We start from the raw sequence: 25,106 nt of genomic DNA on the forward strand, positions 1-25,106 counted from the left end.
TGACCCCCAGCGAAGTGAGGGCCTCCCGGACTTCGTCCAGTTTTCCAGGTTTGATAATTGCGATGATGTATTTCATTTTCTTTGTTCCCCCTTCTCAATAGATTGTCGGGCCCCATTGTCAGGGCCGTTTTTAAAAAGCAAGGGCTGTGCCATGTTAGTCCGCAACAGGTGCTATCGGTCTAAAATGCCTTGTTTTTCAAATAGATAGTCGTTAATGCCCTGCAGCCATACAAAGAAAAAGGCGCGTTCCCCGGCGTTTGATTTGAACAATTACACGGCATTCGAGGGGGAGTGATTGCCTGTATCTTAGGCAGAACACCTTTTGTGTGCCTGAGCATGAATTATGGTGTTTCTTAGCATATTAGTCTGATATGCCAAGATCCATACTCCGGCACACGGCAATCTTCTTCCTACCTTCTACTTTTTACATGGGAGGGAACCCCTCCAGTGTATATGCAGGAAAATTCGCAGATCCGACAGTAGTGAACCTCACGTCTGGCTAATCCATCAGCTTCCCCTGGTAATGTGACGGCGTTGGAGATGTCACGGTCGAGCTGAATCCGGCACTTGTCACGGGTGAAACCGTCAGAATCCAGGGCTCTTTCGGGGCAGACGGTAAGACAGGGGTGGCCGCAGTCCAAACACGGATTGAAATCGATGGACACGGAAGAGGTGAGAGGGAAGTCCAATAAATGAGCACGAAATCTGACACGAGCTCCAAAGCGAGGATGGATGAGGAGATTGTTGGCCCCGATTGTCCCCAGGCCGGCCAGGACAGCCGCTCCCTTCAGGAACACACCGCCCCTCTCCACGTAGTAGTGCAGGTCGCGGGAGGTAAGCCCCTTCCCGTCCAACCACCGGCCGATCCCATCCGATATCCGCATCAGCCGCCGGTTTCCCTCGGAATTGCCGTATCTGGCACCGTCCTTTCGGATAAAATAATCGAGGGCAGGTTCGTGGAAGGGGTGGCGAAGGGCGATCACCAGGAGATAATGATGATCCAGTAAACCTTCGGGCCGGGGAAACTTCCGGTGGCTGGACCCGTTCAGCAGGTCTGAAGCCAGGCACACACCGGCGTCATCGGCACCGAAGGCCTTAGCCTGGTGGATGAGCCGATCTCTGAGCAAGACGGTATCCATGTTCACAGTACTCCTGAGACCTTGTGCCTGAGCATGAATTATGGTGTTTCTTAGTATATTAGTCTGAAACGCCAAGATTCATACTCCGGCACACGGCAATCTCCGCTCAGGATGATGTTCTCACAGTAGAGTTTGGCATCATGCCAGTTGATGTGGCCCATGTTGTCCGTCTGGGCCCACATCAGGCCTGTTCTTGTGTCGGTCACTGTGCCGTCCCCGTTATCCGTGAACCGCTCATCCGCCCCGACCGCCACTGCGGAAAGGACCGTCAGGCACAGGAACACCGCCAGGATCGATCTTGTTATGATCCGCCTGTTTGACATGCTCATGGGCAAGCCCCCCCTGAGGAATCGACACATCGATACTCCTGTGCTTTATTGTACAGGAAATTGGGGACTTTTGTAGAAAACAAGGGCATCCTGGTGGGAAGGCGCTTCCCGGCAGCGGGATGTGACAGGGATCTTTTGCAACACCGGAATGTCTTGGCGACTGCGATGTGTCCACTTGCAGGCTTTTATATAGCCATGCCGACGCAGAGAAAGCAAGGGTTCCCGACGCCACAAACAAGGCAGTTTCCCGTTGACAGAACCGGGCTACTCATAAGACAGAAACACCGCCCACGGTAGTGTGCAATTCCCTTTAAAACCAATCCATTGTACAAGAACAGTGTCAGGGTGTAAACTGCATCAGGCCAGGGAGGAGTTTTTCAAATTCCTTTCTCGTTCATATCAACACCGGGGACTAATCAACAACATAACGAGAAATGAACAAAATCACCCTTTCCGAAGTGGCGGGTGGTTTTTATAAAAGAACGAGGCTAATTCCCATAAACCTGAGATAAGAGTGATCCGAAAAAGATTAAAAGGTGGTGGAAGAGATGAAGAAATTAAAACCTTTTCTGCTGATTTTTTATGGACTCCTTTTTTACAGCGGAATTGCATATGCGGGATACCAGATCAAGTATACAGGCCAGGCGGCCAAGATGTTCGGAAGCGCTCCAAGGGGCAATTTTGCTACGCCGGGACAGTGTCTAGGCTACTGGAAATCGAGACCAGCTTTTGAACAAAACAATTCAAAATGTATCGAGACTTATTCTCAACCAGGACAGAGAAGCGACGGCGCCACAACGCTTGGTTGGGGTGGAAGAAACATAAACTCTGAGGCCGGGGCAAAACAATTTCTTCTGGGCAATATGCTGAGGATTATCCTGAACAATGGATTCAACTCCGAGCCCCCGCAAGTTGACCCTGCCAGGCAGCAGGAGGAACTCTGGCAGGAGAAACAGGCAGCGATAAAAAAACAAAAAGTGGCATTTGCAAAATGGAAACAACTGCATGACAATCTTGCCCGGCAAAAGGCAGAGAAACAGCGCCAAAAGGAAAAAGAAGGAAGGAACTTGCTTTCCAGGTTCGATAAGGTTGGCTCGCAGGACTCTCTCAAGATGGAGTCAATATCGGGTGGTAATCTGGAGCCGTTTAACGCGGGCAACCTGGATCTTCCGACTACCGAAATGCAGCCCATTGGCACAGGCAGATATGACACGTCCAGCCTGTCTTCCCTGAAGAGACTTGCGTGTGCGAACTATCTTTCGCAGAGGGCGCTTGCTTACACAAACAAGGGCGATGCTGTAAAGGCCAGATATCTGAATCAGCAGTCTCAAAAGGTCGTGTCAGGGCAGATGATCGACCTTGAGTGCCAGTTCCCTGACTTGCCGAATGTGCCGGAAGTTCAGAAGCCGGTTAAAGTTCTGCCCATCTCAAACCAGAAAGAAGTTGCCTACTACGAAGGTTTGATCAAAACGGTTCATCAGGACGCCGGGAAACTGCAGGATATTGAGATGAAACTGAAGAAAACAGACAAAAAACTTATGCAGGCGAAAGAAAAGAAACAAAAGGCCGAGAAACAGATTTCTGAGATTCAAAACCATGTCGCTATGGCCAAAAACCCGCAGGAAAAACAGGAAGCTGATGATCTGATCGGTTTGGCTCAAGCCTTACTTCAGGAAGCTAAAAACGAGATTCAAACAGCGACCAACGTTAAACAAGCCCTTGTAAAGAAAAAAGAAGAGACATTGACGCAATTGAAAGAGATTCAAAAGAAAATCCAGCCGAGAACTGAGGCAAACTAGGGGGGATATAGATGTAGAAAGGATATTACCCGATGGTTCGCAACATGACCACCTATTTCCATTGGGCACCTGAAGCGCCCAATGCCGGGGCGGCAAAGGACCAGATTTATAAATGGAAGTTTATGATGGAGAAGAGAAAATAAGGGGGTACGGATTAAATGAGAAAATTAAAACCGGCTATTTTTTGTGCATTGTTTTTTTTGGCATTTACGACAGTTGTGAGTGCAGGTCCACCACCCGCTGAATTCGATAAGGCAGATTCATATCAGACCGCTGGAGAATATGAAGAAGCAATTCAATACTATAAAATAGCCCTCACAAAAACCACTGACGTCGACTGGATGGGCATTATTTTCAAAAGATTGTCGAATTGTCACCGCCAGCTTAAACAATACGACGAGGCAATAAAAACTGCACAAATGGGGTTTCAGATGGGTCTGAAGTCCACTTCGTATCCTAAATTACTCCCAGCCGGAAATTTATATCAACTCGCACAGGCATATCGGGGTAAAGGGCAACCTGATAAAGCGATTAATGCCTTTAAAAAATGTATTGAATTTACCCAAGCTGCGGGTTGTTATGCCGGCGTGGCGGGTATTTTAGATGACAGGAAAGACTACGAACAGGCCATAGCCACCTGGGAAAAAGCCGCAGCAAATGATTCTGGTATGTTGTTTTATCTTGCCCGTTCCTACTACTATTCGGGAAGATATGATGATGCCCTTGATACACTGAGCAAAAGCATAAAATTTTTAACCATTGTAACTAACGGCTGTAAATTTAAAATTGATGATAGATATCCTGTAATTAAGGAGGTGCGCGAGGGAAGCTCCGCGCAAAAAGAGGGTCTCCAGGCTGGTGATAAAATTGTAAAGATCGGCAGTAAATCTACAAAAAAACGGGGCTGGAATGAAATATCAGATTTGCTTAAGGGGAAGGAGGGAACACAGGTTACATTGAAGATTGTACGGAAAGGTGTGAAAAAACCTTTTATCGTAACACTCACCCAGGAAAAAATAATCCAGCAAACAGCAGCGGGATCTTTTGCACTCCGAAGCCTCATCCAGCGGCATAAGGGAAATGCAGATGAAGCCTTTAAAGCCGCTGATCAGGCCTACTCTCTTAATCCCAATGATACGTTCGCTCAGCTCGCTCTTGGCTCATCCGACCTTGATCACGGCCGAAATGACGAAGCCCTCAAGCTGCTCTCGCAGGTAAAAGAGAACACTGATGCCCGTATCTTCGAAGCCACTATTTATGCGAAAAAGAATGATTTCAGTAAGGCGATTGAGATTTTATCAGCCATTCCCGAAGAGAGCCTATCTCCGAAAGATGTGCCTCTCTGGAGCGACAGGACAGCCCTGTTAAAGGCATTAAGACCCTTTAGTGCTCCAAAAATAGAAAATGCCGCCCGGCTGAAAGGGCAGGGGCGGTCCAAAGAAGCTCTCAAGGAACTTGGCGATGCGCTTAAGATTGCAGACGAAGCTAAATCGGAGGAAATACTTTCGAAGATGTATGGGATAATAAAAATGGATCCTACACTTTCAGAGCTTCCCGAAAAGGCGCGAAAATACGCCCTGAGAGGCGATGCGGCTACGGAGGAAGGGAATTTTGAGGCTGCGGTCCAAGAGTACCGTCACGCTGTGAGAGTGGCTCCTTACATCGGCAAGCTTTATTTCAATACTGCCATGATCTACGGGAAACTTAAGGAGTATGCTAAGGCGATTCATTACATAAAACTCTATCTCCAGTTAGCGCCTGAAGCGCCCAATGCCAGGGCGGCAAAGGACCAGATTTATAAATGGGAGTTCATGATGGAGAGGAAAAAATAAGTAAATCCTTTGGGCAACCCTCTGGGGTCGTACCTCATATTCTCAGGTTCTGACCATTAAAAACTGAGGAAATGAGGTCCGGCCCCAAACAAATCTCCAAAGACAGAAACACCTCGCCACCCCCATGGCCAGAAGATGATATGGTCAGTTTAGCCAATCATTCTCAGATGTCAAAAAACTTCAAAATTAACAGGCACTTATGCACACGAGCGTGTGCAGTTAGGGGGACCATGGGAGCTTGGTGAAGGCCCAATCTCGTAGTTGCGAACGGTGTAAACCTTGGAGTGGATTCTCTTCATGAGCTGATCCTACTCCTTCCAGATAACCGTGGCCTCCTTACGGGCGGGCAGCCGGTGAAAGGTGTGTTTCGGATATCCGACCATCATCGCTCCCACCGGCTTGTTGCCTTCAGGAAGACCGAGGGCAGCGGCGAGGGGGGGCCAGCAATCAGCCGCCCACATGACGAACCCGGCCCAGCATGTTCCCAGTCCGAAGGAGGGTGCCGCCAGATCGAAAAAAGTCAAGGCAATAGCGCTGTCGATAGGCATTATCGGATAGGCCTTCGGTCCGTGGGTTACCACGAGGGCGGGTGCGCCGCGGCAGATAAAATCGATGCCTGCTTCCCAGGCCCTTACCATACCCGCCATCTGGTAACGCTCTGCCATGGGCTCTTTTTCCCCGACCATGTGACGCATCCAGTCTATGGCCAGATCCACAAGCTTAACGACTTCATCCCTTCCGGAAACTACGAGCCACTGGACCTGCTGGCTATTGCTGCCGGTAGGAGCGTACCTGGCGATATCTATAACCTTCCGCAGCACTTCCCTGTCAACCGGCTTATCAATGTAGGCACGAATCGATCGCCTGGACCTGAGTAACTGCTCGACCTGCTCCTGGCCAACCGCCAGATCCTTCTCAACGGGCGGACACTCCGCGATCGGCATCCTTGCGAGAGAGATAGCCGAGTAGGGACACACCGAGACGCAGTGTCCGCAATTGATGCATCTGACTTCCGCACCGTTTACAGGAGTGGGAAAAGCTTCTTCGGATCTGATCTCGATGATTCCGGCGGGACATTCCGCCACGCAAAAACCTTCTCTTTGACAGAGCGCTTCATCCACGGTGAACAAGCTCATAGGTAAACCTCCTATCAGAGTCAGGGGGTCGGCAGTTTCTGCCCACCCATATCTGTCCCCGGCAGCTTCCTTGAGGGCCATCCGGGCTTAACAGGTCAGGATGGGAAATTGGCGTTGATAATCTCATCGAGCCTGGACAGGAACCGGGAGCGGCTTTTTTTATCCATGGGAGCCGGTCCGCCCGTGAACTCGCCTGTCTGGCGCAGGTAATCCTTTAAGGCTCGCATGGCCAGAGCGTCGCCGATTCCCGCTTCTGTGAACTCTTCCCCCCTGGTGCCAAGGACCCTGGCGCCGGATTGGATACAGCGCGCCGCCAACGGGATGTCGGCGGTGACAACAATGTCCCCGGGTCCGACACGGTCCGCAATCCAGTCATCAGCCGCGTCAAAATTACCAGGGACTACCTGGAGCGTCACCCGTTCGTTAAGGGGTGTTCTCATCCAGCTGTTGGCAACCACACAGACATCCACAGAGTAACGATCGGCTACTTTGTACGTCTCTCCCTTGAGGGGACAGGCATCAGCGTCGATGTAGATCATTGGACACATCCCTCGCCTTGATCCCCTGCCTCTCCATCATGCGGTAGAAGGTCCGTCGCGGAATTCCGGCCATTGTGCAGGCTTTAGTGACGTTGCCCCCGGTCGTTGTCAGGTAGTGGAGCAGGAGTTTTTTCTCCACGCTGCCGACGGACCGATCTCGCAGGGATCGATAGTCGAGCATTTGCCCGGTCTCGCCCATGGGATCGGGTTCCGAAGGGGCTTCCAGCTCCATGGGCAGGTGTTCCGACTCGATAAGGATCAGCGAGCCGGAGGGAGGCGCCAGAACAACGGCCCTCTCGATGACGTTCTCCAGTTCCCGGATATTGCCGGGCCAGCGGTAAGCCATCATGATCTCCATGGCGTCGTCTGAAATGCCGTGAACCTGTTTGTTGACCCTGGCACACGCCTTTTGCAGAAGGTGCTCCACCAGAAGGGGGATGTCTTCCTTCCGGTCCCTGAGCGGAGGCAGACGGATGGTGATGGTGGTCAGCCTGTAGAAGAGGTCCTCCCGGAACCTGTGGTCTTCAATGGCTTTTTCCAGGTTCCTGTTAGTGGCGGCGATGAGACGGATATCGACTTTTCTGGTCCTGTTTTCACCAACACGCCGAATCTCCCCCGTGTCGACGGCCCGCAGAAGCTTGGCCTGAAGCTCCATGGAAATGTCCCCGATCTCATCTAAGAAAAGGGTTCCGCCGTCCGCTTCTTCGAATAATCCCTTCTTGTCCGTAATGGCGCCGGTGAAGGCACCCTTAACATGTCCGAAAAGTTCACTGTCCAGGACTCCGGCGGCGATTGCGGTGCAGTTGATGGCGATGAGGGGGCGGTCCGATTTGTCGCTGGCCCGCTGAATGGCCCGGGCCACCAGTTCTTTGCCCGTGCCGCTCTCACCCCGGATCAGAACCGTTGTAGGTGTGGGGGCCACCCTTTCGATTACCTGCCGGACCTGCTGTATCTGGTTTGATATTCCGATCATGTCGAAAGATGATGTGGCATTTTTGAGCTGCTTCCGGACAATCTCGTATTTCCGGGTAAGCTCTTCGTTGTTGTTAGACAGCTTTCGGATAAGATAGGGAAAGCACATCTCCAGCTTGGTCAGTCCGTGAACCACGGCCTTTGCCTTTTCCCGGCAGGTGGGAAAACCGCAGGCGCCGCAGTTCAATTCCTCCGACGGGGTATGCATACCAAGGGTATCCAGGACCTGCTGGATGTTCTCCGGTGTAGGTTCTGTCAATTCAGTTGATCGGTCAATATAAGGTCTCGATAGATCAAGGTGTTCTCCCTCCGGGAGAGGGAGAGGGACATCGACCGCATCTTCAATGACTCTGGCCTGGAGGTCCTGTCTCTGGAAGAGCGTAAGGTCGGTGCCTGCGCTGTGGGAATCATTCTCGATAGTGCAGTATTTTACCATGGCCAGGCCATGCCGGAAGGAGCCGTCGTGTACTTCTTTCAAAAAGGCCAACGTTTTGTTTGCGCCGGAAACAGCCAGGATCCGCGACCGCTTGGATTCACCGCCCGGGACAAGTCTCGCAAGGAAATCCCGTGTCAGCCAGTACTGACCACCGGCAAGGAGATGCGATCGATAGTCAAAGGAGCCTTCGGTTTTGAGATCATGGCCTTTGTCAATGAGCCAGTCCTTCAGTTCCTTGAAGGTAACGACTACGTCGATATCCTCCTTGAAGCCGGTTTTTTCCATCAAGGCTTTAGTCCCCAGGCATGACGTGGCCAATACGATATTGATGGACGATTCGGTTTTGTTTCTCAGGTAGCGGGCCGTGGCTACACCGGGGAGGGCGACAGGCACCATAAAGGGGATCAGGCTGGGTGTGTGTTTTTCGACGTGAGTGCTTGAAATGGGGCAAAGCGATCCAATAAACGGATGTTGCTTTTTCTTGAAAATATTCTCGTAAGCTTGAAAAACATACTCGATGGCAAGCATGGAGGATTGAACCTCGGTGAATCCATGAGAAAGGAGGATGGATTCGAGGTCCCGGGGGGATATCCCGGGAAAGGTGATGGGCCAATTCCTGTCCAGCAACATGACGGTAGGATTCAGCCCGTTCAGGCTGGTTTCCATCCGGTGTATGGTTTCCGTCATCCGTATGGCACCCTGGCTGCAGGCGTCAAGGCAGTCACCGCAGTGGATGCACCTTGCCCTGGAGATGGAGATTCCGTCCTCCTGAACCTTGAGAGCATTGACCGGACAGGAACGGACACAGGCGTAGCACTTCTTGCAGCGCGATTTGTCGGTGTAGAGCACCTTCATGAAGGTACAACCCCTTTTTTTCCTTTAGAACCGGAGTTTAGGGTCTGGACTCTGGACTTTCCTTGTCACGTTGTCCCCGGGTTTAAGGGTCAGGGAACACCCTTTTCTATTATCCTGACATATAGTCCAATTTAACAGGTGTGTCAAATATGGCGCAGAATTTATTCCATGTGCAAAAAGGTGTGTCACGATCGGCGATGCACGTTGTTTTACCACCCGTTCGCTGCGGCTCCCCATGGTCGCCCCACGAGATCGCTTCGCATAGTTTCAGCTTGCGATGACAGGCCTTGCGCCTATCCTCCTTCTCCTCTGGACTGCTACCTCGACACACCCGCACGCTCCGCGTCCGTTTTTCTTCTCTCTGGACACTGGACTCCCTGTCCGCCGTAGCTCGCAGAGCGAAGGTGGATGGACTCTGGACTGATTTATCCCGTTGGACGTTGGGTTCCAGGTACTCATTTCCAGGATGGTCCAAAAAAAGAAGGGAAGGTTTAAACTTAAACCTTCCCTTCCAGCCTAGGGGGGGCCTAGGGATCCTTCATTACCAGGTTTGTGGCCATGGTAAGGTGATTACGTACTTCAAAGTTCAGTTAACATCTGTCTTCCTGTACGTGCGTCGAGGATGGGTGTTAAATTCAGCATCGGCCGTATTGTTCATGGCCTCCTCCAGGACCAGTGACATGTCAGCATGGATTTCCTTGGCCCTTTTCAGGATCAACCCCAAAACTGATTCTCTGGAGTTATCCTTTGCCGCGGCTTTCATTCTTGCCATGTGGACAGCTGTCGTTACATCCAGTTTTGCTGTTTTTCCCATGACGGACCTCCTTGCTTGTTATGCCGGTAGCTTTACAGGTTGGCCACCGCAATTAATTCATAATAAATGTCAGTGTCATCTTTTCTTTGCACTGGCTAAAGCAAGGGGCGTGCCAGTAAATATTCTGGAATAAAACGGAATAACTTTTGGAGCGACAATCGGCCGGTCCATGGCGATATGTCACATTTAGTTTTATTAACAAGGTGTTACGGCGATAATCGGCATGGGGTTTCAGTTGGATAAATACTGTAGATTGTATGCGATATACGGTGATTGATTTCCAGAAACCGGATCTGGCACAGATGTGTCAACGTTGACACATAAATATCCCCTTAAAAAATAACATGTTGCGGAATAATGTGCACATATGTGCCAAGATTAGCACATATAGCAGCAAAGCTGTCTACAGGATCTTCGCGGCCGCGGTGGCCAGGCGGCTCCGTTCTCCCTTGTCTAAGAAGAGCGTAGAGGCGAGATTCAGGTCGGAGGCCCTGAACTTCTCGGATGTGACGGCCAGGCCGTTATCGGCGGAGCTCATATAGGGGCTGTCTATTTGGAAGATGTCCCCGGTGAGGATGATCTTGGTATTTTCCCCCGCCCTGGTGATGATGGTCTTGATCTCATGGGGGGTCAGGTTCTGGGCCTCGTCAATCATGAATATCCCGTTGGACACGCTTCTGCCCCTGATATACGCCAGGGTCTGGACCTCGATTAACTTGGAATCGAAGAGGTACTGCAGGGTAATGTCGTGGGGACCCATCACGGCCTCACGGCCCTTTCCCGGACTGCCGTTGGACAGATTGTCCACCAGGAACTCCAGGTTGTCGTAAATGGGCTGGAGCCACGGCCTGATTTTTTCCATCTCGGTACCGGGGAGCGCGCCGGGATCGGGGCCCATGGGTATGATGGGACGGGCGATGATGAGACGTTTGAACTTCTCCTCCAGGACCATATCCAGGGCGCAAGCCAGGGAGACCAGGGTCTTCCCGCTTCCCGCGACCCCCATGACGAAGACGAGATCGATTTGGGGGTCTAGGATGGCGTCCATAAGGAATCGTTGTTTGTGGTTTCGGGGCCTGATGCCGAAGACGTCGTCGAGCTTGCCGAGAAGACTGAAAAACCCCTTTCCGTTCTCATTTTCCCCATAGTGGACCAGGGCGCTCTGGTTCAGGTCGGCCTCGTTCTTGAGTATGAAGTAATCGTTGGGATGGGGCTCAAACTCCCTGCCGTCGCTTAGATAGCCCTCCGCCGGAATCTCCTTGTCCGTGTAAAGCCTGTCGATATATTCCCCTGTAACGAGGACATAGCTGGAATCCTCCCGAATTTCGGAAACGGTCTTGTCGTGGTAGTAATCCTCCGATTCAACTCCAAGGATATTTGCCTTGATCCTGACGTTGATATCCTTGCTTACGACGATGGTGGGTAGATTGGATTCCTTTTTAATGCTGAGGGCGACGTTCAGGATGATGTTGTCGCTGGCCGTCTTTGCGCTGATGATCTCCAGCTCTCGTGGAAGGCTGATCTGCTCGTCATAGAATCTGACGAAGATTTTGCCACCCGATGGCAGCTCCACACCTTTGGTCAAGTCTCCCTTCAGGCGAAGGTCATCAAGCTGTCTGGAAAACTGCCTGGCGGCAAAGCCGCGGGGATCATAGTGACGTTTGAAGTTATCCAGCTCCTCTAAGACGATGGACGGGATGATGATGTTGTTGTCCTCCAAAGTTTCGATGCAGTTGGGGGAGTAAAGGATGACGTTGGTATCAAGGACAAAATTTTTCACCTGCGGCCTCCATTTTATAGGGTCGTAAAAAGTCCATGTATGGCTTTTTACTCCACGGAAAGGGAAAAGCGTCGTTTTCCCTTTCCTCACAAATCAACAACTTGTCCCGCAAATCGATGACCTGCGGGACAAGTCATTGATTTGGGCGCCCCTCAGTGGGCGCATTGATGACATTGATGACTTTTTGCGAAGTCATCAATCTTTATAGGGTCGTAAAAAGTCCATGTATGGCTTTTTACTCCACGGAAAGCGAAAAGCGTCATTTTCACTTTCTTTACAAATCTTTGATTTGGGCGCCCCTTAGCGGGCGCGATGATGGTTTTTTACGAATCCATCAACATAGCGAGCTGTAACCCATGCGACCTGTCCGCCATAGCCCGTAGGGCGACGGCGGAAGCGATCCCATAGCGGCCGGAGGGCGCCGTGACGAGCTTCAGCTCCGCCCGGGATTGCCGCGTCACTCTCGTCTTCCTCGATGTTCCTCACAATGACAGCAAAATAATAAAGGTACGCATTAACCGGATAAACCAATATTAATGGATGGCGGGGAAAAATGAAACTTTGGATTGGAAGCAGCCGCCCTTTGGCCTCCAATTCTCCCATAAAATCAATTTCCGTGTTAAAATAATAGTCAGAACGGTGAAGTTCATCATGAATCGAGGAGGCGGTATTGAGCGAGCGCAATGAACCCGAGGAGTTGAAACTCCTCAGGAAGGCCGCGGAGGACGGCAACCCGGAGGCCCAGGGACAATTGGGAACCTTGCTCGCGTTGGGGGAGGTGGTCTCTCAGGACCTGGATGAGGCCCTGAAGTGGTTAAAAACGGCGGCGGAACAAGAGGACCTTACCGCCATGTTCAACCTTGGCATTATTTACGAACAGGGCCTGGGTGTGCCCAGTGACATCGAGGAATCAGGGATATGGTTCTGGAAGGCGGCTGAACGGGGGGATACCGGTGCGAAAATGAAACTTGGGACCATGCTGATCAGGGGAACCGGATTTTCCCCCGAGTCCAGAGTCCTGGATGCCATCCGTGCCTCTGCCGGGAGAGACCACCCTTTTGCACAGACATTCCTGGGAAAAATCTATCTGGATGGCGTCGGCCTGGAACAGGACGATGCCAAGGCGGAACACTGGTTCAGAAAGGCCGTACAGCAGGGGGATGAAGGCGCCATGTTCAACCTGGGAGAGATGGCTGCCATCGATAGGACAACCGAGACCACCGAGGATGAAGTTGCCCAGTGGTTCTATGATTTCGGCATGATGTGCCTGAAAAATAGAAACGTAGTCAAGGCTTTTGACTGCCTGGTCTCCATCAAAAGGGTCGTGCCTGACCACTTCCTTTCACAGCGCCTGGAAGCCGAAATCGAGAGGGAGAACCAGAGCAAGACGAGGTGAGAATAAACCCGGGGATGTGATCCATGGAGAGGATGTTGTTGATAGCGTTCAGTTTTCTGCTGACACCGGTCCTGACTGCTCACGGCGCCCGGGTATTTAAGACAGATAGCTTCAGTACATCATCGGGAGACCTGACGATCACTTTTATCGGACATGCCTCCCTTATTTTCGGTTTTGAAGATAAAATCATCCATGTAGATCCCTTTGGCGAACTGGCCGACTATTCACGTCTGCCGGACGCGGATGTTGTGCTAATCACCCACGACCACTTCGATCACCTTGACCTCCATGCGCTGGAAAAAATCCGCAAGGCGGGAACCATCATAGTATCCGATAGGGCGTCGGCCACCCGGATCAAGGGCGCCGTTGTCATGGGCAACGGTGACTCCGGAACCGCAGGTCCCGTAAAGGTTGAAGCTGTTCCGGCCTATAATATGGTCCACATGAGGTCGAAGGGCGTTCCTTTCCACCCGAAGGGGATAGGCAACGGTTATATTGTCACCTTTGGGAACAAAAGGGTCTATGTGGCGGGGGATACGGAAAACATTCCCGAGATGAGGAACCTGAAGGATATCGATATCGCGTTCCTGCCCATGAACCTGCCGTATACCATGACCCCCGAAATGGTTGCCGATGCGGCTCTTATGTTCCATCCAAAGGTGCTGTATCCCTATCATTACGGAGAAACCGACCCGTCAAGAATAGAGACGCTTCTGAAGGGAACCGGCATCGAGGTCCGAATCCGGCTCATGAAGTAATTGAAGGGGGGTCTTCTAAACCATCCGGTCCAGGACTTTCAGCAACACAGCTTTTCTCTTCTTGAGCATGTCCCGAAAATCCTGCCTGTCCGTATTGGCGATCTCCATTCTCAGGTCGGAAAGAAAGGTGTCAAGTACGTCGACCATGATCTCCCTCTCTTCCCTGGTAAGGTCGAGACGGATTACTCCCGCCTCGGCGAAAGGATGATGCTCCAAACGGTCCTGTGAATCCATAATGTTTCCTCCCGCGGTCAGAATGCACACCCGCCCCCATATTTAATAATTATAGCGCAAAAAGCACGGTGCCGCACCGCGTTTGAATCACATTACCTCAAATCACACCTTCCGCTTTCGCATCAGGCTACAGAACCATACCAAAGCAAATTTACCACAGCCTGTCCTGAGCCTGTCGAAGGGCGTGACCGTTCGCAGGTCACACCACCAGCCTTCGCGTAAAGCTTCGGCCGGCAGGCAGGATTATTACGCAGGGTAAAACCAAAGATTAGTATTTGTTATTTAAAACCCTCCTTTCAAATCCATCTGTGGAGCAGCCTGCAATCGGCTGCACTGTGGTGAAATAAGGTTCTGTTTCCCTGCACACATAACAATTGCGATAGCCGACCGTGGAGTGTATCTTTATTATCAAGCCTTGCTTTACCCCTGAGATCCTGCTTTCCGTAATTCCGAGGGATGTTGATGATCAGCTCCGGCTGGAAAAATTTTTGGGCATGCATTCTGTTCATCGCAGCAGCGGGGCTCCCCTCCGTCTCATCGGCCCTGCCGTCTGCGGGCGATGTCACCGGCTACCATATCCTTGACAACGGCCTGGATGTCAGGCTCCTGCCGGGACAGTCAACTCCCATGGTCGCTACCCTGGTCCTGGTCAAGACCGGCTATGCCGGCGAGGACCTGGCCAATAGCGGGTACAGCCATCTCCTGGAACACCTGGTATTCGGCGGTACGGCGAGCAGGGACAAGGACCGGATACAGCGGGAGGTGCGGGACCTGGGGGGATACATTAACGGTTTTACCAGGGACGACTACACCGGGTACATCCTGGTGGTTCACCGCGATTATCTTCTCAGGGGGCTGGGCATCCTGTCGGACATGCTGTTTCACTCGACTCTAAGCGAAAGCTCCGTGGCCGAGGCCCGCCAGGTCGTGGTGGAGGAGATAAAACGCCGGGAAAGCAGGCCCGATGCCCGCCTGGATGAGATGCGCCGCGCACTGCTGTATGCCGGTTCCGCCTACGAAAGGACAGGACTGGGGAATGAGCTTGCCGTCAGCAGTGTGGCCCGTGAGGCTCTCCTGGATTACTACCGGAATACCTATCGGCCCGGCAACATGATCCTTCTCATGGCCGGCGGTTTTGACGCCCCTTCGGCCTTAGATAGCATCGGGAAGACATTTGGACGTGAAGCCATGGGCGGAACCCGGCCCAAGGTTGTCCCGCCTCCACCAATTGAGGGGCAGCGGGTTTTCTCCATGAAGACCGAACTGCCGGACATCCGGATCATGCTGGGGTTCAACGGCCCCGACCCACGCAGCGGTGACAGCGAGGCGATGGACCTTTTGTCCGAGGTCTTGGGAGGATCGGGCGGCCTGCTCCAGATGGCGCTTGAGAACGCCGGGATGACCCCGCAGGGCGTTTCCGCCGATCTGGCCGTCAACCGGGGATTCTCCAGGTATATCCTCTCGGTTACCCTGCCGGAAGGGTCAGATCCACGATCCGCGCTTCAGGTTGTCCTGGACGCCCTTCCCGCCGCCCTGAAAGCCGGACTGCAGGAGGACAGTATCAACGATGCCAGGGAATCTCTTGTTTCCGATGAGATCATGGGCATGGAAAAGGTGCACTATTACCTCATGGGCAAGGCTCCCTGGGCGGTGGACGGGGCGCCCGGGCAGGGGTTTTCCCCCGGCAGGTGGGACAATCTCGGACCTGGAGACCTTGAAAGGGTTGCCCGAAAGTATCTGGTGGGCAGGCCGTATGTGGCCCTCATCGCCGTTCCCAACCGGGCATCCGGAGCGATATCCGGCACATCCGATTTAAAGCGCCGGGCCGAGGCCACCCTGGACAATGGACTTACGGTGGTGGCCGAACAGAGGCCCGGATCCCAGGTCTTTGCCCTGCACCTGATAACGAGACATCGGACATCTTTGGAACCGGAAGGAGAGGCGGGAATAGCGGGTTTTCTCTTCAGAATGCTGCCGGAAGGCACCTTCGAACATGGCCGTGAGGAAATTCAGGCCCGAATCAGGCGGCTGGGTGTCTCCCTTTCCACTGCCGGGAATCCCATGAGCCCCTTCGGTGATTTTTACACCTCCCGGACCTATTCGTACCTGCGCATGGAATGTCTCCAGGAAAGTGCGGAGAAAGCAATGGACCTGGTAGCGGATATGTTGAAAAATCCCCTCCTGGCGGAGGACAGAATAAAGGCGGTCAGATCCAGGATTCTTGACTTCATCGCCTATAAAGACGCCGTGCCGGGGGATGTCGCGGCAAAGGAACTTGCCGAAGCCCTGTACGGGGATACCCTTTCCCCGGAGGTGCTTGGGACAAGGGCGTCCATCTCGTCCGTTACGGAGGCGGATCTCCGCTCATTTCACGAGGCCTTCGTTACCGGCCGGAATATCATCGTTTCCGTGGTCAGCGGCCTTCCCCCGGGAGATGCCATAGCCCTGGTTGGATCCTCCCTGTCCGATCTTCCGCCAGGCCGGGCCTCCCCGGACCCGGATCCTGGTCCGACAAAAGGCGCTGCACTAGTGGTGCGGGCGCTGGGCAAGCCGCAGGGAGCCTTGGCCCTGGGCGCCCTGGGGCCAAGGGTTGATCCCGGCGACAGACCCGCCATGGCAGTTGTCTCCGGGCTTTTGAATCAGCGCCTTTACCAAAACCTGAGGGAAAAGGAGGGGCTGGCCTACTCGGTGGGCGCCTCGGTGAGCGATCTTTATGGCCGGGACCTTTTTGTCCTGTCCATGGGCACCTCGCCTGAAAAAATGGAGAGGGCCAGAGTGGATGCCCGCCGGGAGATCGATGGTGCTAAATTCCTCGAAGTTGCTCCGGACGAGTTGAAAAATATGGTGAACGCCATGACGGGCCGACTCCAGATGAGAATGATGTCATCAATCAACAGGGCCTTCTACCTGGGGCTCGCGAAAAGGAATGGGCTTAAGCACACTTTCGGGGAGGATTACAGAAAGATCCTGCTGAACCTGACTCCTGAGGACATCAAACGGGCCGCGGCGAAGTACATCCCCCAAAGCGATCTGCTGGTCGAGGTTGTGGTTAGATAGAGAATGTTCAATGTTCAACGTTCAACGTGGAAAGAACGTCAAACTTCAAACCTCAGGCTTGAAATCCCAGACCCTGAGACCAAACGTCCATGTCAGCTCTCCTGATAACAGTCATTATTTTTCTGGCCCTGTTCATCGGGTGGCTGAAGCATCAGGAGAAATACGCCGCCTTCGCCCCCGCCAGGGAAATGTCGGGCGACCCATCCGTACACGGAATGTCCTACGAGGATGTGCACTTTACCTCCGGAGACGGCACAGGCCTTGACGGCTGGTTCATTCCGGGGACCTCCCACGTCACCCTTCTCTGGCTTCACGGCAACGCCGGGAACATTTCCGACAGGCTGGGCATCCTCAGGGGTTTTAACCGAAGCCTGAGTGTCTCCAGCTTCATCTTCGACTATCGCGGCTATGGCGTCAGCGGTGGACGCCCCTCCGAAAGGGGGCTGTACGAGGACGCGCAGGCGGCCTGGAAGTGGCTGACGGAGAACAGGGGCGTCTCACCCGGTGATATCATCCTCTACGGGCATTCCCTGGGTACGGCGGTGGCGGTGGATCTTGCGCTTGGGGCGGGGAGGAGCGCGGCGGGCCTGGTCCTGGAAAGCCCCTTTACCAGTGTCCGGGCCCTCGCCCGGAGGATATACGGGGGGGTGCCGGTGGACCTCTTCATGAGCCTTCGCTTCGACAATATCAACAGGGTGGGAAAGGTGAAAATGCCCCTTCTGGTTATCCACGGCGAAAGGGACGCCACCATCCCCTTCTCCATGGGACAGGACGTGTTCGCCGCCGGCAGTGAACCGAAAAGGTTTCTCCCCGTCCCAAGGGCCGACCACAGCGACTGCTACCTTGTGGGGGGTGAGGTGTACTGGGACGCCTGGCGGGAGTTATTGCGGCCGTGAGGCACAAGAACGCGGGTGTCTCACGCAAAGCCAATTTATCACAGGGTTCACAGAGTTTCACCGGCCGTCGCTGAAGCTATGGCCCGGCAAGCTGTGATGAATTAGCTTTTGACTTCCGGGATTGCCGCGTCCCTCTCGTCTGCCTCGATGCTCCTCGCAATGACTTCGCTGGTCATTGAACCTTGAACGTTGAACCTGTTTTACCTTATAGCCCATAGCCTATTGTCCGCTCTTCCCCTCTGGACTCTGGACTCCCTGTCCGCCGTAGCTCGCAGAGCGAAGGTGGATGGACTCTGGACTGCCTTACTTCCATACTCCCCTAGAGCTCGGCCCCCCTGAAGAGCAATGCCCCGAGCGTTAGAAGCGCGGCGGAAACGGCTCCCAACACCGCCAGGTCCACAACCGGGCCGATGGCGGAGGTGCCCAGCAACGCCCACCTCAAGCCGTCGACCCCGTAGGTCAGGGGGTTTGCGTAGGCCAGCAGTCTCAGAAAAACAGGAAGGCCGGTGATGGGAAAAAGGGCGCCGGACAGGAAGAAGATGGGCATGATAAGGAAGTTGAAGATGAGCTGGAACCCATGGGGGTCCTCCATGCGGGATGCCAGGGCGACGCCCAGGCTGGTAAAGGAGATCCCGATGAGCGCCATGAAGGCGAAGGTCCAGAGGAAACCGGTAAAGGACGGCAGGCGCACCCCCAGAACGAAGGATATGGCCAGAAAGAGTATGGCCTGGAGGGAGGCGGTTGTGGTCCCTCCCGCCGTGCGTCCCAGGACGATGGCCAGCCTCGGGATGGGGGCGACGAGCATCTCCTTGAGAAAGCCGAACTGCCGGTCCCATATGACCGAGATGCCGGCCACGGTGGATGAGAAGAGAAGGACCATGCCCACGATGCCCGGGGCGATGTAGTCCAGGTAGCGCTCCCCGCCCGGCCTTATGGCGAAGGCGGACTGCAGCCCCATGCCCAGGAAGGCCAGGAAGAAAAACGGCATTCCCAGGCTTCCGATAATCCGCGACGGCGAGCGCAGGTACCGAATGACCTCTCGCTGCCATATGGTGGCGGTAGCGCCGAGAAGCCGTTTCACCTGGAAAAGGCCCTCCGGCGCTGGCGCATCCGGTCCACGGCGTCTCCTCCCTCATCCCGGATAGTCCTGCCCGTGTGGTGAATAAAGACATCCTCCAGTGTAGGCTTCTTGAGTGTTATGGACCGGGTGCGGACGCCGGCCCTGTCCGCAAGGTGGAGGATGGCCGGGATTTTGCTCTCGCCTCCGGTTACGCTGATATCCACCCGGCCGTCGTGGCGCCTGACGGCTGTGATCCACTCCTCGTTTTTGAGAATCGAATGAAGAGCCTCGTCACCGTCGGTCTCGATGCTGATAACGTCCCCCCCCATGCCGTCTTTAAGTTCCCGGGGCGAACCGAGTGCGATCATCCGGCCGTGGTCCATGATGGCGACCCGCCCGCACAGGGCATCGGCCTCCTCCATGGAGTGGGTGGTGAGAAGTACTGTCAGGCGATCAGAACCGTTGATATGAAGAATATGGTCCCAGATCCGTCTGCGGGTCTGGGGATCCAACCCGGTGGTGGGTTCGTCCAGGAAAAGAACCGTCGGGTGATGAAGAAATCCCCTGGCGATTTCAAGTCGGCGCTTCATCCCGCCGGAAAAGGTTTTGACCCTGTCTTTGGATCTGTCCGCCAGGTCCACCATCTCCAGAAGTTCCGGGATCCTGCTTCTACGGGTCTCCCGTGGAACGGCGTAGAGGCGCCCGTGAAAATCCATGTTCTCCCAGGCGGTCAACTCCTCGTCCGTGGACGGGTCCTGGAATACGATGCCGATGCGACGCCGGACCTGGTCCTTTTCCCTAACCACATCGTACCCGGCCACCACCGCGGTCCCGGAGGTGGGCTTAAGGAGGGTGGCCAGCATGGAAAGGGTGGTGGTCTTTCCCGCTCCGTTGGGGCCCAGGAGGCCGAAAATCTCACCGGAGGCGATGGCAAGATCGAGGGAATCCACGGCCTTCAGAGCACCGAAGACGCGGGAAAGATCCGCTGTGCTCACAATGATTTCATAAGAATTTTTCATTACGGCGTCTTCCACTTCACCTCGAGACACTTTTCGAACCTGGTCGAATTCCAGCAGTAGACCCGCCTGTAGCCGGGCCGCTTTGTTCCATCAACGGACTCTCCTCCCATGTTGAGAAAGGTCACACTGGGGTTTCCCTTCTCGGTGCCGTAAATTGGGTATCCGGGCGGCATGGTCACATCCTCGAGTATGGTTTCGAAATGAGGCCCGTTGTCCCCGGTACCGGTGAATGCAAGGATTCTGGTAGTCATGCCCCCACCCCCTGGAGCAAGGAGATAAAGGGAAATCTCGCAGGCCCCGTCACCGTTGCTGTCGATCATGTCGAAGGAATAAAGGGAAAGCCCTTTTTCCGGTGAAGATGTTTCCGCAAGGTCCCACCACCTGGCCCACCGCCCGTTCCCGGAGCGGAAGACGGTCAGGTGGACCTTTCCTTTCCACCGGAAAAGCAGTCCCATTTCCTTCAGACCATCACTGTCGATATCGCCCAACCTGTATTGTATCACCTCTATATCCGGCGGCAGGAGGGAATAGACGCCATCGTTTGCCGGGACCGCATCGACGGAAAAGAAAAGCGGTGTTGCGGCAAAGAAAAAAACGAAAATGATCCTGAGCAGTGGATGAAAGCGAGGCATGGGGTTGCGAACTGCAGACATACCGGCAGTATAATTGCACCCGGTCAGGCTTTCAATGTGTAAAGTCCAGTGACATTTCCCTCTCCGGGGGTTATACTTCAATAAATCCAACTCCAATGTCCAACGGAGTAAAACAGTCCAGAGTCCATCCACCTTCGCTCTGCGAGCTACGGCGGACAGGGAATCCAGTGTCCAGAGAGAAGAAAAACGAACGCCCTTCGGCAGTTCGACAGGCTCACTGCAGGCAGACCCAGGACAAGCGGGAACGAAATATCGAAGTGACTCTGGACCTTGAACCTTGAACCTTGAACGTTGAACCTTGAACCTTGAACCTTGAACGTTGAACCTGAAACGTATTAGCAGATAGAAGTCTGGAGGAAACGATGGGACAGATGGACAACAACGGCGGCGGGCCTTTCCAGCAGCCGCCCGTCTTCAAAAAGCCGGAGTTCAAGCTCCCCGACCTTCCTGCTTTCAAGATGCCGAGCAAGGGAGCGAAGATCCTGATACCCGTGATAGTGCTGCTCATTCTTGTCGGTCTCGGCTACAACCTGCTTCTCGTGTATGTGGGGCCCAACCAGTACGGGATCAAGGAGGTTAAGATCGGGCTTACCCGGGGCATCCAGAAGAAGATCTACAAGACCGGGCTGCAGTTTGTTCTGCCCATGGGTTTTGAGAGGATGTACCTTTTTCCCAGGGATCTGCAGGTCTTCGAGATGACCAACACGCCGACCAGGGCTACAAGACTGCACCGTTACACCAAGGCCGCGCACATTCAGACATCCGACGGTTTTTTCGTGGATGTGGATCTTGCCATTATCTACCATATTGTTGACCCATACAAGGTCATCACCACGGTAGGTCCGGGCACGATGTTCGAGAATAACGGTATCATCCCCAAAGCCGAGCCGGTTCTCAGACAGGCCCTGGGGGAGCTTTCCACTGAGCAGTTCTACAATAGTCCGCTGCGTTACGAGAAGTCGCTGAAGGCCAAAAAGATCCTGGATGCCCAGCTCAGGCCGAAGGGGATCGCGGTTGACTATGTCCTGGTGCGCTACTTCCGGTACAGCGATGAAATCCAGAAGAACATAGAGGCGAAGAAACTCCAGGATCAGCTTGTCTTCAAGAACCAGGCGGAAAAGAAGGCGGCCGAGGAGGGCGCCAAGGTCAAAAAGGTCATCGGCGAGGGGGAGGCGGACATCAAGGTCAAGCTGCAGGAAGGGGATGCCTACCGGGTCAAGCGGCTGGCGGAGCGGGATCTCTATGTCAGGACCAAGCACGCTGAAGGTGACCTGAAGGTCAAACTGGCCGAGGCCAGAAAAACGGACCTCAAAAATGCGGCGTTGAGAGGCTCCGGGTCCGAACGGCTTGTCGGCCTGGAGATGGCCGAGGTCTACAAGGGGCTTGACCTGATCGTCCTGTCAAGTGACGGCAAGCAAGGAGTCAACCCGCTGGATCTGCAAAAGACCCTTCAGATGTTCGGGGTCCGGAAGGGAGCGCGGCCATGAAAACCATGCGATGGATGTTAGCAGCCACACTCCTGCTGTCCTTTTTGACCACCGGCTGCTGGCCGCATACCACCGGCCCGACCGAGGTGGGGGTAAGGACCGTCAAGCTTGGGCTGTTTGAGAAGCGCGGCGTGGAGCAGAAGTACTATGCTCCTGGTTCGACCTACTTCTTCATGCCCATAATCAACGGTTGGAACACCTTCGATCTTAACCTCCAGACTATGGAAATGACCTATAACCCGAGGAGCGGCGACATTAAAAGCAGAGACGACCTGCTCTTCAAGACCATCGACGGGAACGATATCAGCCTGGATGTCATCATCCAGTACCGGATTGACCCCCCCAAAGCACCCTACATCCTGCAGAATGTGGCTGCCAATGATGATCTGTTGAGGAACAATATTGTCAGGACCATCGCCCGCAGTCGTCCCAGGGATATTTTCGGTGAGTTGAAAACCGAGGGGTTCTACAATTCGGAACAAAGGCAGGGGAAAGCGGACGAAGCCCGGAGCGCCCTCAACAAGATCCTCAATCCTTGGGGTATAATCGTCGAGAGGGTGTCAACCAAGAACTACCGTTTCAATCCGGCCTACCAGAAGGCCATCGAGGATCGGAAGGTTGCTGAGCAGCTCGCTGAAAAGAATAAGGCCGAGGCGAGGGCGGCACAGGAAAATTATCTCCGTAAAGTTCAGGACGCCCAGGGCGAGGTGAACACGGTCGTTGCGGAGGCCGATGGCGAGTTTGCGAAGGCCAAGCTCGAGGCCGACGCGTATCTTGAGCAGCAGCAGCACCTCGCCCAGGCGGTCGTGGTGGAGGGTACAGCTGATGCCAAGGGCATCAAGGCCATGAACGATGCCCTTAGCGGGCCGGGCGGGGATGTGCTGGTCAAGCTCAAGATCGCGGAAGCCCTGAAGGGAAAGAGGATCATCCTCCTTCCCGTCTCGGATGGAGGCATAAACCTGAAGACCACGGACATCAACGATCTCATCAAGGTCTACGGAATAAAATCTCTCGCCGCCGGAGCCGGCAGCCAACCCGGAGCATCCTCCACAGGCGGGAAATAAAAGGCGTTCATGATGATGGTTCGGCCGTGAAAACCCCGGACAGAAAAACAATCCTGGTGCCGGTTGATTTTTCAAGGTACTCAAACAAGGCTTTTCTCCAGGCCCTCGAACTGGCCATGTGCACCGGGGGGCAGGTTTATCTTATCCATGTCCTGGACACGGACCTCATCACGGGGCTGCCCCATATATCCTCAAAGGAAGAATACCTCCAGAGATGGCGAAAGCGGAGCGAAGAGAAGCTGCGGAGGCTTTACGTCAAACACCAGGATGATGGCGTCAAGATCGAGATTTCCCTGAGGGAGGGGAAGCCCTACCAGTGTATTCTGGAAGCCGCGGACGAGTTCAAGGCGGATATGATAGTTATGGGAAGCAGGGGAAGAACGGGGCTGACTCGCGCCCTGTTCGGAAGCGTGGCGGAGAGAGTCACGCGCTTGTGCAAGGTACCCATCCTGCTTATCAAACAATGATGGCTCTGCAGGAGGTCCGTCGCCCCGGATACGTCATTTCACCTTCGGCACCCTGGAAGTGAGCCGGAGGGACCTGAGGAAAACACTTGAAGCCCTGGCGGTCATGAGGAAGGCTGCCAGGGTTTATTTCGCCTCCGAAGGTTTTGTGGAGGTTATGACCTCCGCCCTTCTTCCTTTCCCCAATCTCGACCCCAACGTCCGCCCTGTCCCGGTATCGGTAAACAGCCCCGATGGGCATCATCGCCATTGGCTCCATACATCCCCCGAGCTGTCCATGAAAAAGCTCCTGGCCGCGGGTTCCGGGAGCATCTTCCAGATCTGTCCCGTCTACCGCGATGAGGAATCCACCCCGCAGCACAGGCGCGAATTCAACATGTTGGAATGGTACCGGGCAGATGCGGACTACGAAGCCGCCATGGAGGATACCATGCGTGTTTTCCGGAAAATGTGCATGGGGGTATCCGGCGCCATGGTCATCAACAGGGCGGGGGTGGAATTCGACCTGGATGGATCCTGGGAGGTGATGACGATGGCGAGCGCTTTTCGGTTCTACGCCGGGGTCGAGTCATTCACCTCGCTGGAGATGTCTTCCGCGCTCAGGTCAAAAGGCTACCGGTGTTCCCGGGATGATGGCAGGGAGGAGCTTTTCTTCCGCCTCTACGTTGATGCCGTGGAGCCGCATCTTGGCAGGACAGCCCCAACCATCGTCAAGGACTTTCCTGATTTTCTGGGAACCATGGCGAGGTCGAAACCCGGCTGTCCGGGAATCCTCGAGCGGTTCGAGGTCTTCATCGGCGGCATCGAGCTTGCCAACGGCTATTCTGAACTGACCAACGGGGAGGAACTGGACAGGCGGATGGAGAAGGTCCGGGAATCCCTCGCGGCAGATGGCGTAGATGGCCTCGAGATCGACAAGAAGTTCATCGAGGCTTCCGGCCGCCTTGATTCATGCGCAGGTGTGTCGGTGGGGATGGACCGCCTGGCCATGCTGCTGCTTGGGACCGGGGATATAGGCCGGGTGATTTTTCCGTGAGTGATAAGGCGCATTGTTTCATCACAGTGCAGCCATTTTCAGGACAGGCTGTGGTAAATTCAAGCTCAAGCTCGGTGTCAAGGTCGCCCATATCATGTTTGATCTTGAACATTGATGACTTTGCAAAAAGTCATCAATGCGCCCACCGAGGGGCGCCCGAATCAATGACTTGCAGCGCAAGTTGTTGATTTGTAAGGAAAGTGAAAATGACACTTTTCGCTTTCCTTAGAGTAAAAAGCCATTCATGGACTTTTTACGACACCTTGAACCTTGAACCTTGAACCTTGAACCTTGAACCTTGAACCTTGAACCTTGAACCTTGAACCTTGAACCTTGAACCTTGAACCTTGA

At 54.1% G+C, this 25,106-nt stretch carries 23 protein-coding genes; 10 read left to right on the forward strand and 13 right to left on the reverse strand.

Annotation, left to right across the window (positions count from 1 at the left end; genetic code table 11):
• From GXP52_09870 to GXP52_09880, 3 genes are all read right to left on the reverse strand, one after another.
• Positions 1-76 (reverse strand): P-II family nitrogen regulator (locus tag GXP52_09870; GenBank protein ID NOY87588.1); only part of this gene is annotated, 76 nt, incomplete at its 3' end.
• Positions 77-410: 334 nt separating this feature from the next.
• Positions 411-1,139, reverse strand: a complete 729-nt coding sequence (locus tag GXP52_09875; protein NOY87589.1) for a hypothetical protein — start codon at positions 1,137-1,139, stop codon at positions 411-413.
• A 50-nt stretch (positions 1,140-1,189) separates the two neighbouring features.
• Positions 1,190-1,468: a DUF1566 domain-containing protein gene (locus GXP52_09880; GenBank protein ID NOY87590.1), complete on the reverse strand. Its 279-nt coding sequence runs from the start codon at positions 1,466-1,468 to the stop codon at positions 1,190-1,192.
• A gap of 548 nt (positions 1,469-2,016) precedes the next feature.
• Here GXP52_09880 and GXP52_09885 point away from each other — a divergent pair.
• Complete coding sequence (locus tag GXP52_09885; protein ID NOY87591.1) at positions 2,017-3,267, forward strand: hypothetical protein; 1,251 nt, start codon at positions 2,017-2,019, stop codon at positions 3,265-3,267.
• A gap of 158 nt (positions 3,268-3,425) precedes the next feature.
• Positions 3,426-5,099 (forward strand): tetratricopeptide repeat protein, encoded by a 1,674-nt coding sequence (locus GXP52_09890; protein ID NOY87592.1) that lies wholly within the window; start codon positions 3,426-3,428, stop codon positions 5,097-5,099.
• A 308-nt stretch (positions 5,100-5,407) separates the two neighbouring features.
• Here GXP52_09890 and GXP52_09895 read toward each other — a convergent pair whose 3' ends face one another.
• The 6 genes from GXP52_09895 to GXP52_09920 all read right to left on the reverse strand — a co-directional run bounded on the left by GXP52_09895 (position 5,408) and on the right by GXP52_09920 (position 12,092).
• The gene (locus GXP52_09895; protein NOY87593.1) at positions 5,408-6,235 is read right to left on the reverse strand and encodes a 4Fe-4S dicluster domain-containing protein; all 828 of its coding nucleotides are present in this window, start codon (positions 6,233-6,235) and stop codon (positions 5,408-5,410) included.
• A 95-nt stretch (positions 6,236-6,330) separates the two neighbouring features.
• Positions 6,331-6,774, reverse strand: a complete 444-nt coding sequence (locus tag GXP52_09900) for a YaiI/YqxD family protein (protein ID NOY87594.1) — start codon at positions 6,772-6,774, stop codon at positions 6,331-6,333.
• The gene (locus GXP52_09905) at positions 6,755-9,037 is read right to left on the reverse strand and encodes an AAA domain-containing protein (GenBank protein NOY87595.1); all 2,283 of its coding nucleotides are present in this window, start codon (positions 9,035-9,037) and stop codon (positions 6,755-6,757) included. The genes GXP52_09900 and GXP52_09905 overlap by 20 nt, the downstream gene beginning before the upstream one ends.
• Positions 9,038-9,623: 586 nt before the next feature.
• Positions 9,624-9,851: a hypothetical protein gene (locus tag GXP52_09910; GenBank protein ID NOY87596.1), complete on the reverse strand. Its 228-nt coding sequence runs from the start codon at positions 9,849-9,851 to the stop codon at positions 9,624-9,626.
• A 403-nt stretch (positions 9,852-10,254) separates the two neighbouring features.
• Complete coding sequence (locus GXP52_09915) at positions 10,255-11,631, reverse strand: PhoH family protein (GenBank protein NOY87597.1); 1,377 nt, start codon at positions 11,629-11,631, stop codon at positions 10,255-10,257.
• 323 nt (positions 11,632-11,954) lie between these two features.
• Positions 11,955-12,092 carry a hypothetical protein gene (locus GXP52_09920; protein NOY87598.1) on the reverse strand — a complete coding sequence of 46 codons (138 nt, stop codon included), beginning with the start codon at positions 12,090-12,092 and terminating at the stop codon, positions 11,955-11,957.
• Between the two features lie 209 nt (positions 12,093-12,301).
• Between GXP52_09920 and GXP52_09925 the strand changes: the two genes are divergently transcribed.
• Both GXP52_09925 and GXP52_09930 read left to right on the forward strand, forming a co-directional pair.
• Positions 12,302-13,027, forward strand: coding sequence for a sel1 repeat family protein (locus tag GXP52_09925; protein ID NOY87599.1), 726 nt, complete (start codon positions 12,302-12,304; stop codon positions 13,025-13,027).
• Positions 13,028-13,050: 23 nt separating this feature from the next.
• A complete protein-coding gene (locus GXP52_09930) occupies positions 13,051-13,785 on the forward strand; it encodes an MBL fold metallo-hydrolase (GenBank protein NOY87600.1) in 735 nt (244 codons plus the stop codon).
• A 15-nt stretch (positions 13,786-13,800) separates the two neighbouring features.
• On the opposite strand, the gene GXP52_09935 is transcribed toward GXP52_09930, so the two are convergent.
• Positions 13,801-14,019 (reverse strand): hypothetical protein, encoded by a 219-nt coding sequence (locus GXP52_09935; GenBank protein NOY87601.1) that lies wholly within the window; start codon positions 14,017-14,019, stop codon positions 13,801-13,803.
• A 462-nt stretch (positions 14,020-14,481) separates the two neighbouring features.
• On the opposite strand from GXP52_09935, the gene GXP52_09940 reads away from it, so the two are divergent.
• Both GXP52_09940 and GXP52_09945 read left to right on the forward strand, forming a co-directional pair.
• The gene (locus GXP52_09940) at positions 14,482-17,076 is read left to right on the forward strand and encodes an insulinase family protein (GenBank protein ID NOY87602.1); all 2,595 of its coding nucleotides are present in this window, start codon (positions 14,482-14,484) and stop codon (positions 17,074-17,076) included.
• Between the two features lie 89 nt (positions 17,077-17,165).
• Positions 17,166-17,972 carry an alpha/beta hydrolase gene (locus GXP52_09945; protein NOY87603.1) on the forward strand — a complete coding sequence of 269 codons (807 nt, stop codon included), beginning with the start codon at positions 17,166-17,168 and terminating at the stop codon, positions 17,970-17,972.
• A 319-nt stretch (positions 17,973-18,291) separates the two neighbouring features.
• Here GXP52_09945 and GXP52_09950 read toward each other — a convergent pair whose 3' ends face one another.
• From GXP52_09950 to GXP52_09960, 3 genes are read right to left on the reverse strand one after another with little or no spacing between them, the layout of a single operon-like run.
• Positions 18,292-19,053 (reverse strand): ABC transporter permease, encoded by a 762-nt coding sequence (locus GXP52_09950; protein NOY87604.1) that lies wholly within the window; start codon positions 19,051-19,053, stop codon positions 18,292-18,294.
• Entirely contained in the window at positions 19,050-20,051 is a 1,002-nt protein-coding gene (locus GXP52_09955; GenBank protein ID NOY87605.1) for an ATP-binding cassette domain-containing protein, read from the reverse strand. The genes GXP52_09950 and GXP52_09955 overlap by 4 nt, the downstream gene beginning before the upstream one ends.
• Positions 20,051-20,683 carry a hypothetical protein gene (locus GXP52_09960; GenBank protein NOY87606.1) on the reverse strand — a complete coding sequence of 211 codons (633 nt, stop codon included), beginning with the start codon at positions 20,681-20,683 and terminating at the stop codon, positions 20,051-20,053. The genes GXP52_09955 and GXP52_09960 overlap by 1 nt, the downstream gene beginning before the upstream one ends.
• Positions 20,684-21,162: 479 nt before the next feature.
• On the opposite strand from GXP52_09960, the gene GXP52_09965 reads away from it, so the two are divergent.
• The 4 genes from GXP52_09965 to GXP52_09980 are packed head-to-tail and all read left to right on the forward strand — an operon-like array spanning position 21,163 to position 24,755.
• Positions 21,163-22,191, forward strand: coding sequence for an SPFH domain-containing protein (locus tag GXP52_09965; protein NOY87607.1), 1,029 nt, complete (start codon positions 21,163-21,165; stop codon positions 22,189-22,191).
• Positions 22,188-23,255, forward strand: coding sequence for a prohibitin family protein (locus GXP52_09970; GenBank protein ID NOY87608.1), 1,068 nt, complete (start codon positions 22,188-22,190; stop codon positions 23,253-23,255). Before GXP52_09965 ends, GXP52_09970 begins: the two co-directional genes overlap by 4 nt.
• 26 nt (positions 23,256-23,281) lie before the next feature.
• Complete coding sequence (locus GXP52_09975) at positions 23,282-23,722, forward strand: universal stress protein (GenBank protein ID NOY87609.1); 441 nt, start codon at positions 23,282-23,284, stop codon at positions 23,720-23,722.
• 58 nt (positions 23,723-23,780) lie between these two features.
• A complete protein-coding gene (locus GXP52_09980; protein NOY87610.1) occupies positions 23,781-24,755 on the forward strand; it encodes a hypothetical protein in 975 nt (324 codons plus the stop codon).
• Positions 24,756-25,106: the final 351 nt, after the last annotated feature.

Source organism: Deltaproteobacteria bacterium (genome assembly GCA_013151915.1).
In the GTDB taxonomy this organism is placed as follows: domain Bacteria; phylum BMS3Abin14; class BMS3Abin14; order BMS3Abin14; family BMS3Abin14; genus BMS3ABIN14.

Bases quoted from the DNA above. Each gene is read 5' to 3' on its own strand.
- GXP52_09875 (NOY87589.1), bottom strand. From the start codon at position 1,139: ATGGATACCGTCTTGCTCAGAGATCGGCTCATCCACCAGGCTAAGGCC.
- GXP52_09880 (NOY87590.1), bottom strand. From the start codon at position 1,468: ATGAGCATGTCAAACAGGCGGATCATAACAAGATCGATCCTGGCGGTG.
- GXP52_09885 (NOY87591.1), top strand. From the start codon at position 2,017: ATGAAGAAATTAAAACCTTTTCTGCTGATTTTTTATGGACTCCTTTTT.
- GXP52_09890 (NOY87592.1), top strand. From the start codon at position 3,426: ATGAGAAAATTAAAACCGGCTATTTTTTGTGCATTGTTTTTTTTGGCA.
- GXP52_09895 (NOY87593.1), bottom strand. From the start codon at position 6,235: ATGAGCTTGTTCACCGTGGATGAAGCGCTCTGTCAAAGAGAAGGTTTT.
- GXP52_09900 (NOY87594.1), bottom strand. From the start codon at position 6,774: ATGATCTACATCGACGCTGATGCCTGTCCCCTCAAGGGAGAGACGTAC.
- GXP52_09905 (NOY87595.1), bottom strand. From the start codon at position 9,037: ATGAAGGTGCTCTACACCGACAAATCGCGCTGCAAGAAGTGCTACGCC.
- GXP52_09910 (NOY87596.1), bottom strand. From the start codon at position 9,851: ATGGGAAAAACAGCAAAACTGGATGTAACGACAGCTGTCCACATGGCA.
- GXP52_09930 (NOY87600.1), top strand. From the start codon at position 13,051: ATGGAGAGGATGTTGTTGATAGCGTTCAGTTTTCTGCTGACACCGGTC.
- GXP52_09935 (NOY87601.1), bottom strand. From the start codon at position 14,019: ATGGATTCACAGGACCGTTTGGAGCATCATCCTTTCGCCGAGGCGGGA.
- GXP52_09940 (NOY87602.1), top strand. From the start codon at position 14,482: ATGATCAGCTCCGGCTGGAAAAATTTTTGGGCATGCATTCTGTTCATC.
- GXP52_09945 (NOY87603.1), top strand. From the start codon at position 17,166: ATGTCAGCTCTCCTGATAACAGTCATTATTTTTCTGGCCCTGTTCATC.
- GXP52_09955 (NOY87605.1), bottom strand. From the start codon at position 20,051: ATGAAAAATTCTTATGAAATCATTGTGAGCACAGCGGATCTTTCCCGC.
- GXP52_09960 (NOY87606.1), bottom strand. From the start codon at position 20,683: ATGCCTCGCTTTCATCCACTGCTCAGGATCATTTTCGTTTTTTTCTTT.
- GXP52_09965 (NOY87607.1), top strand. From the start codon at position 21,163: ATGCCGAGCAAGGGAGCGAAGATCCTGATACCCGTGATAGTGCTGCTC.
- GXP52_09970 (NOY87608.1), top strand. From the start codon at position 22,188: ATGAAAACCATGCGATGGATGTTAGCAGCCACACTCCTGCTGTCCTTT.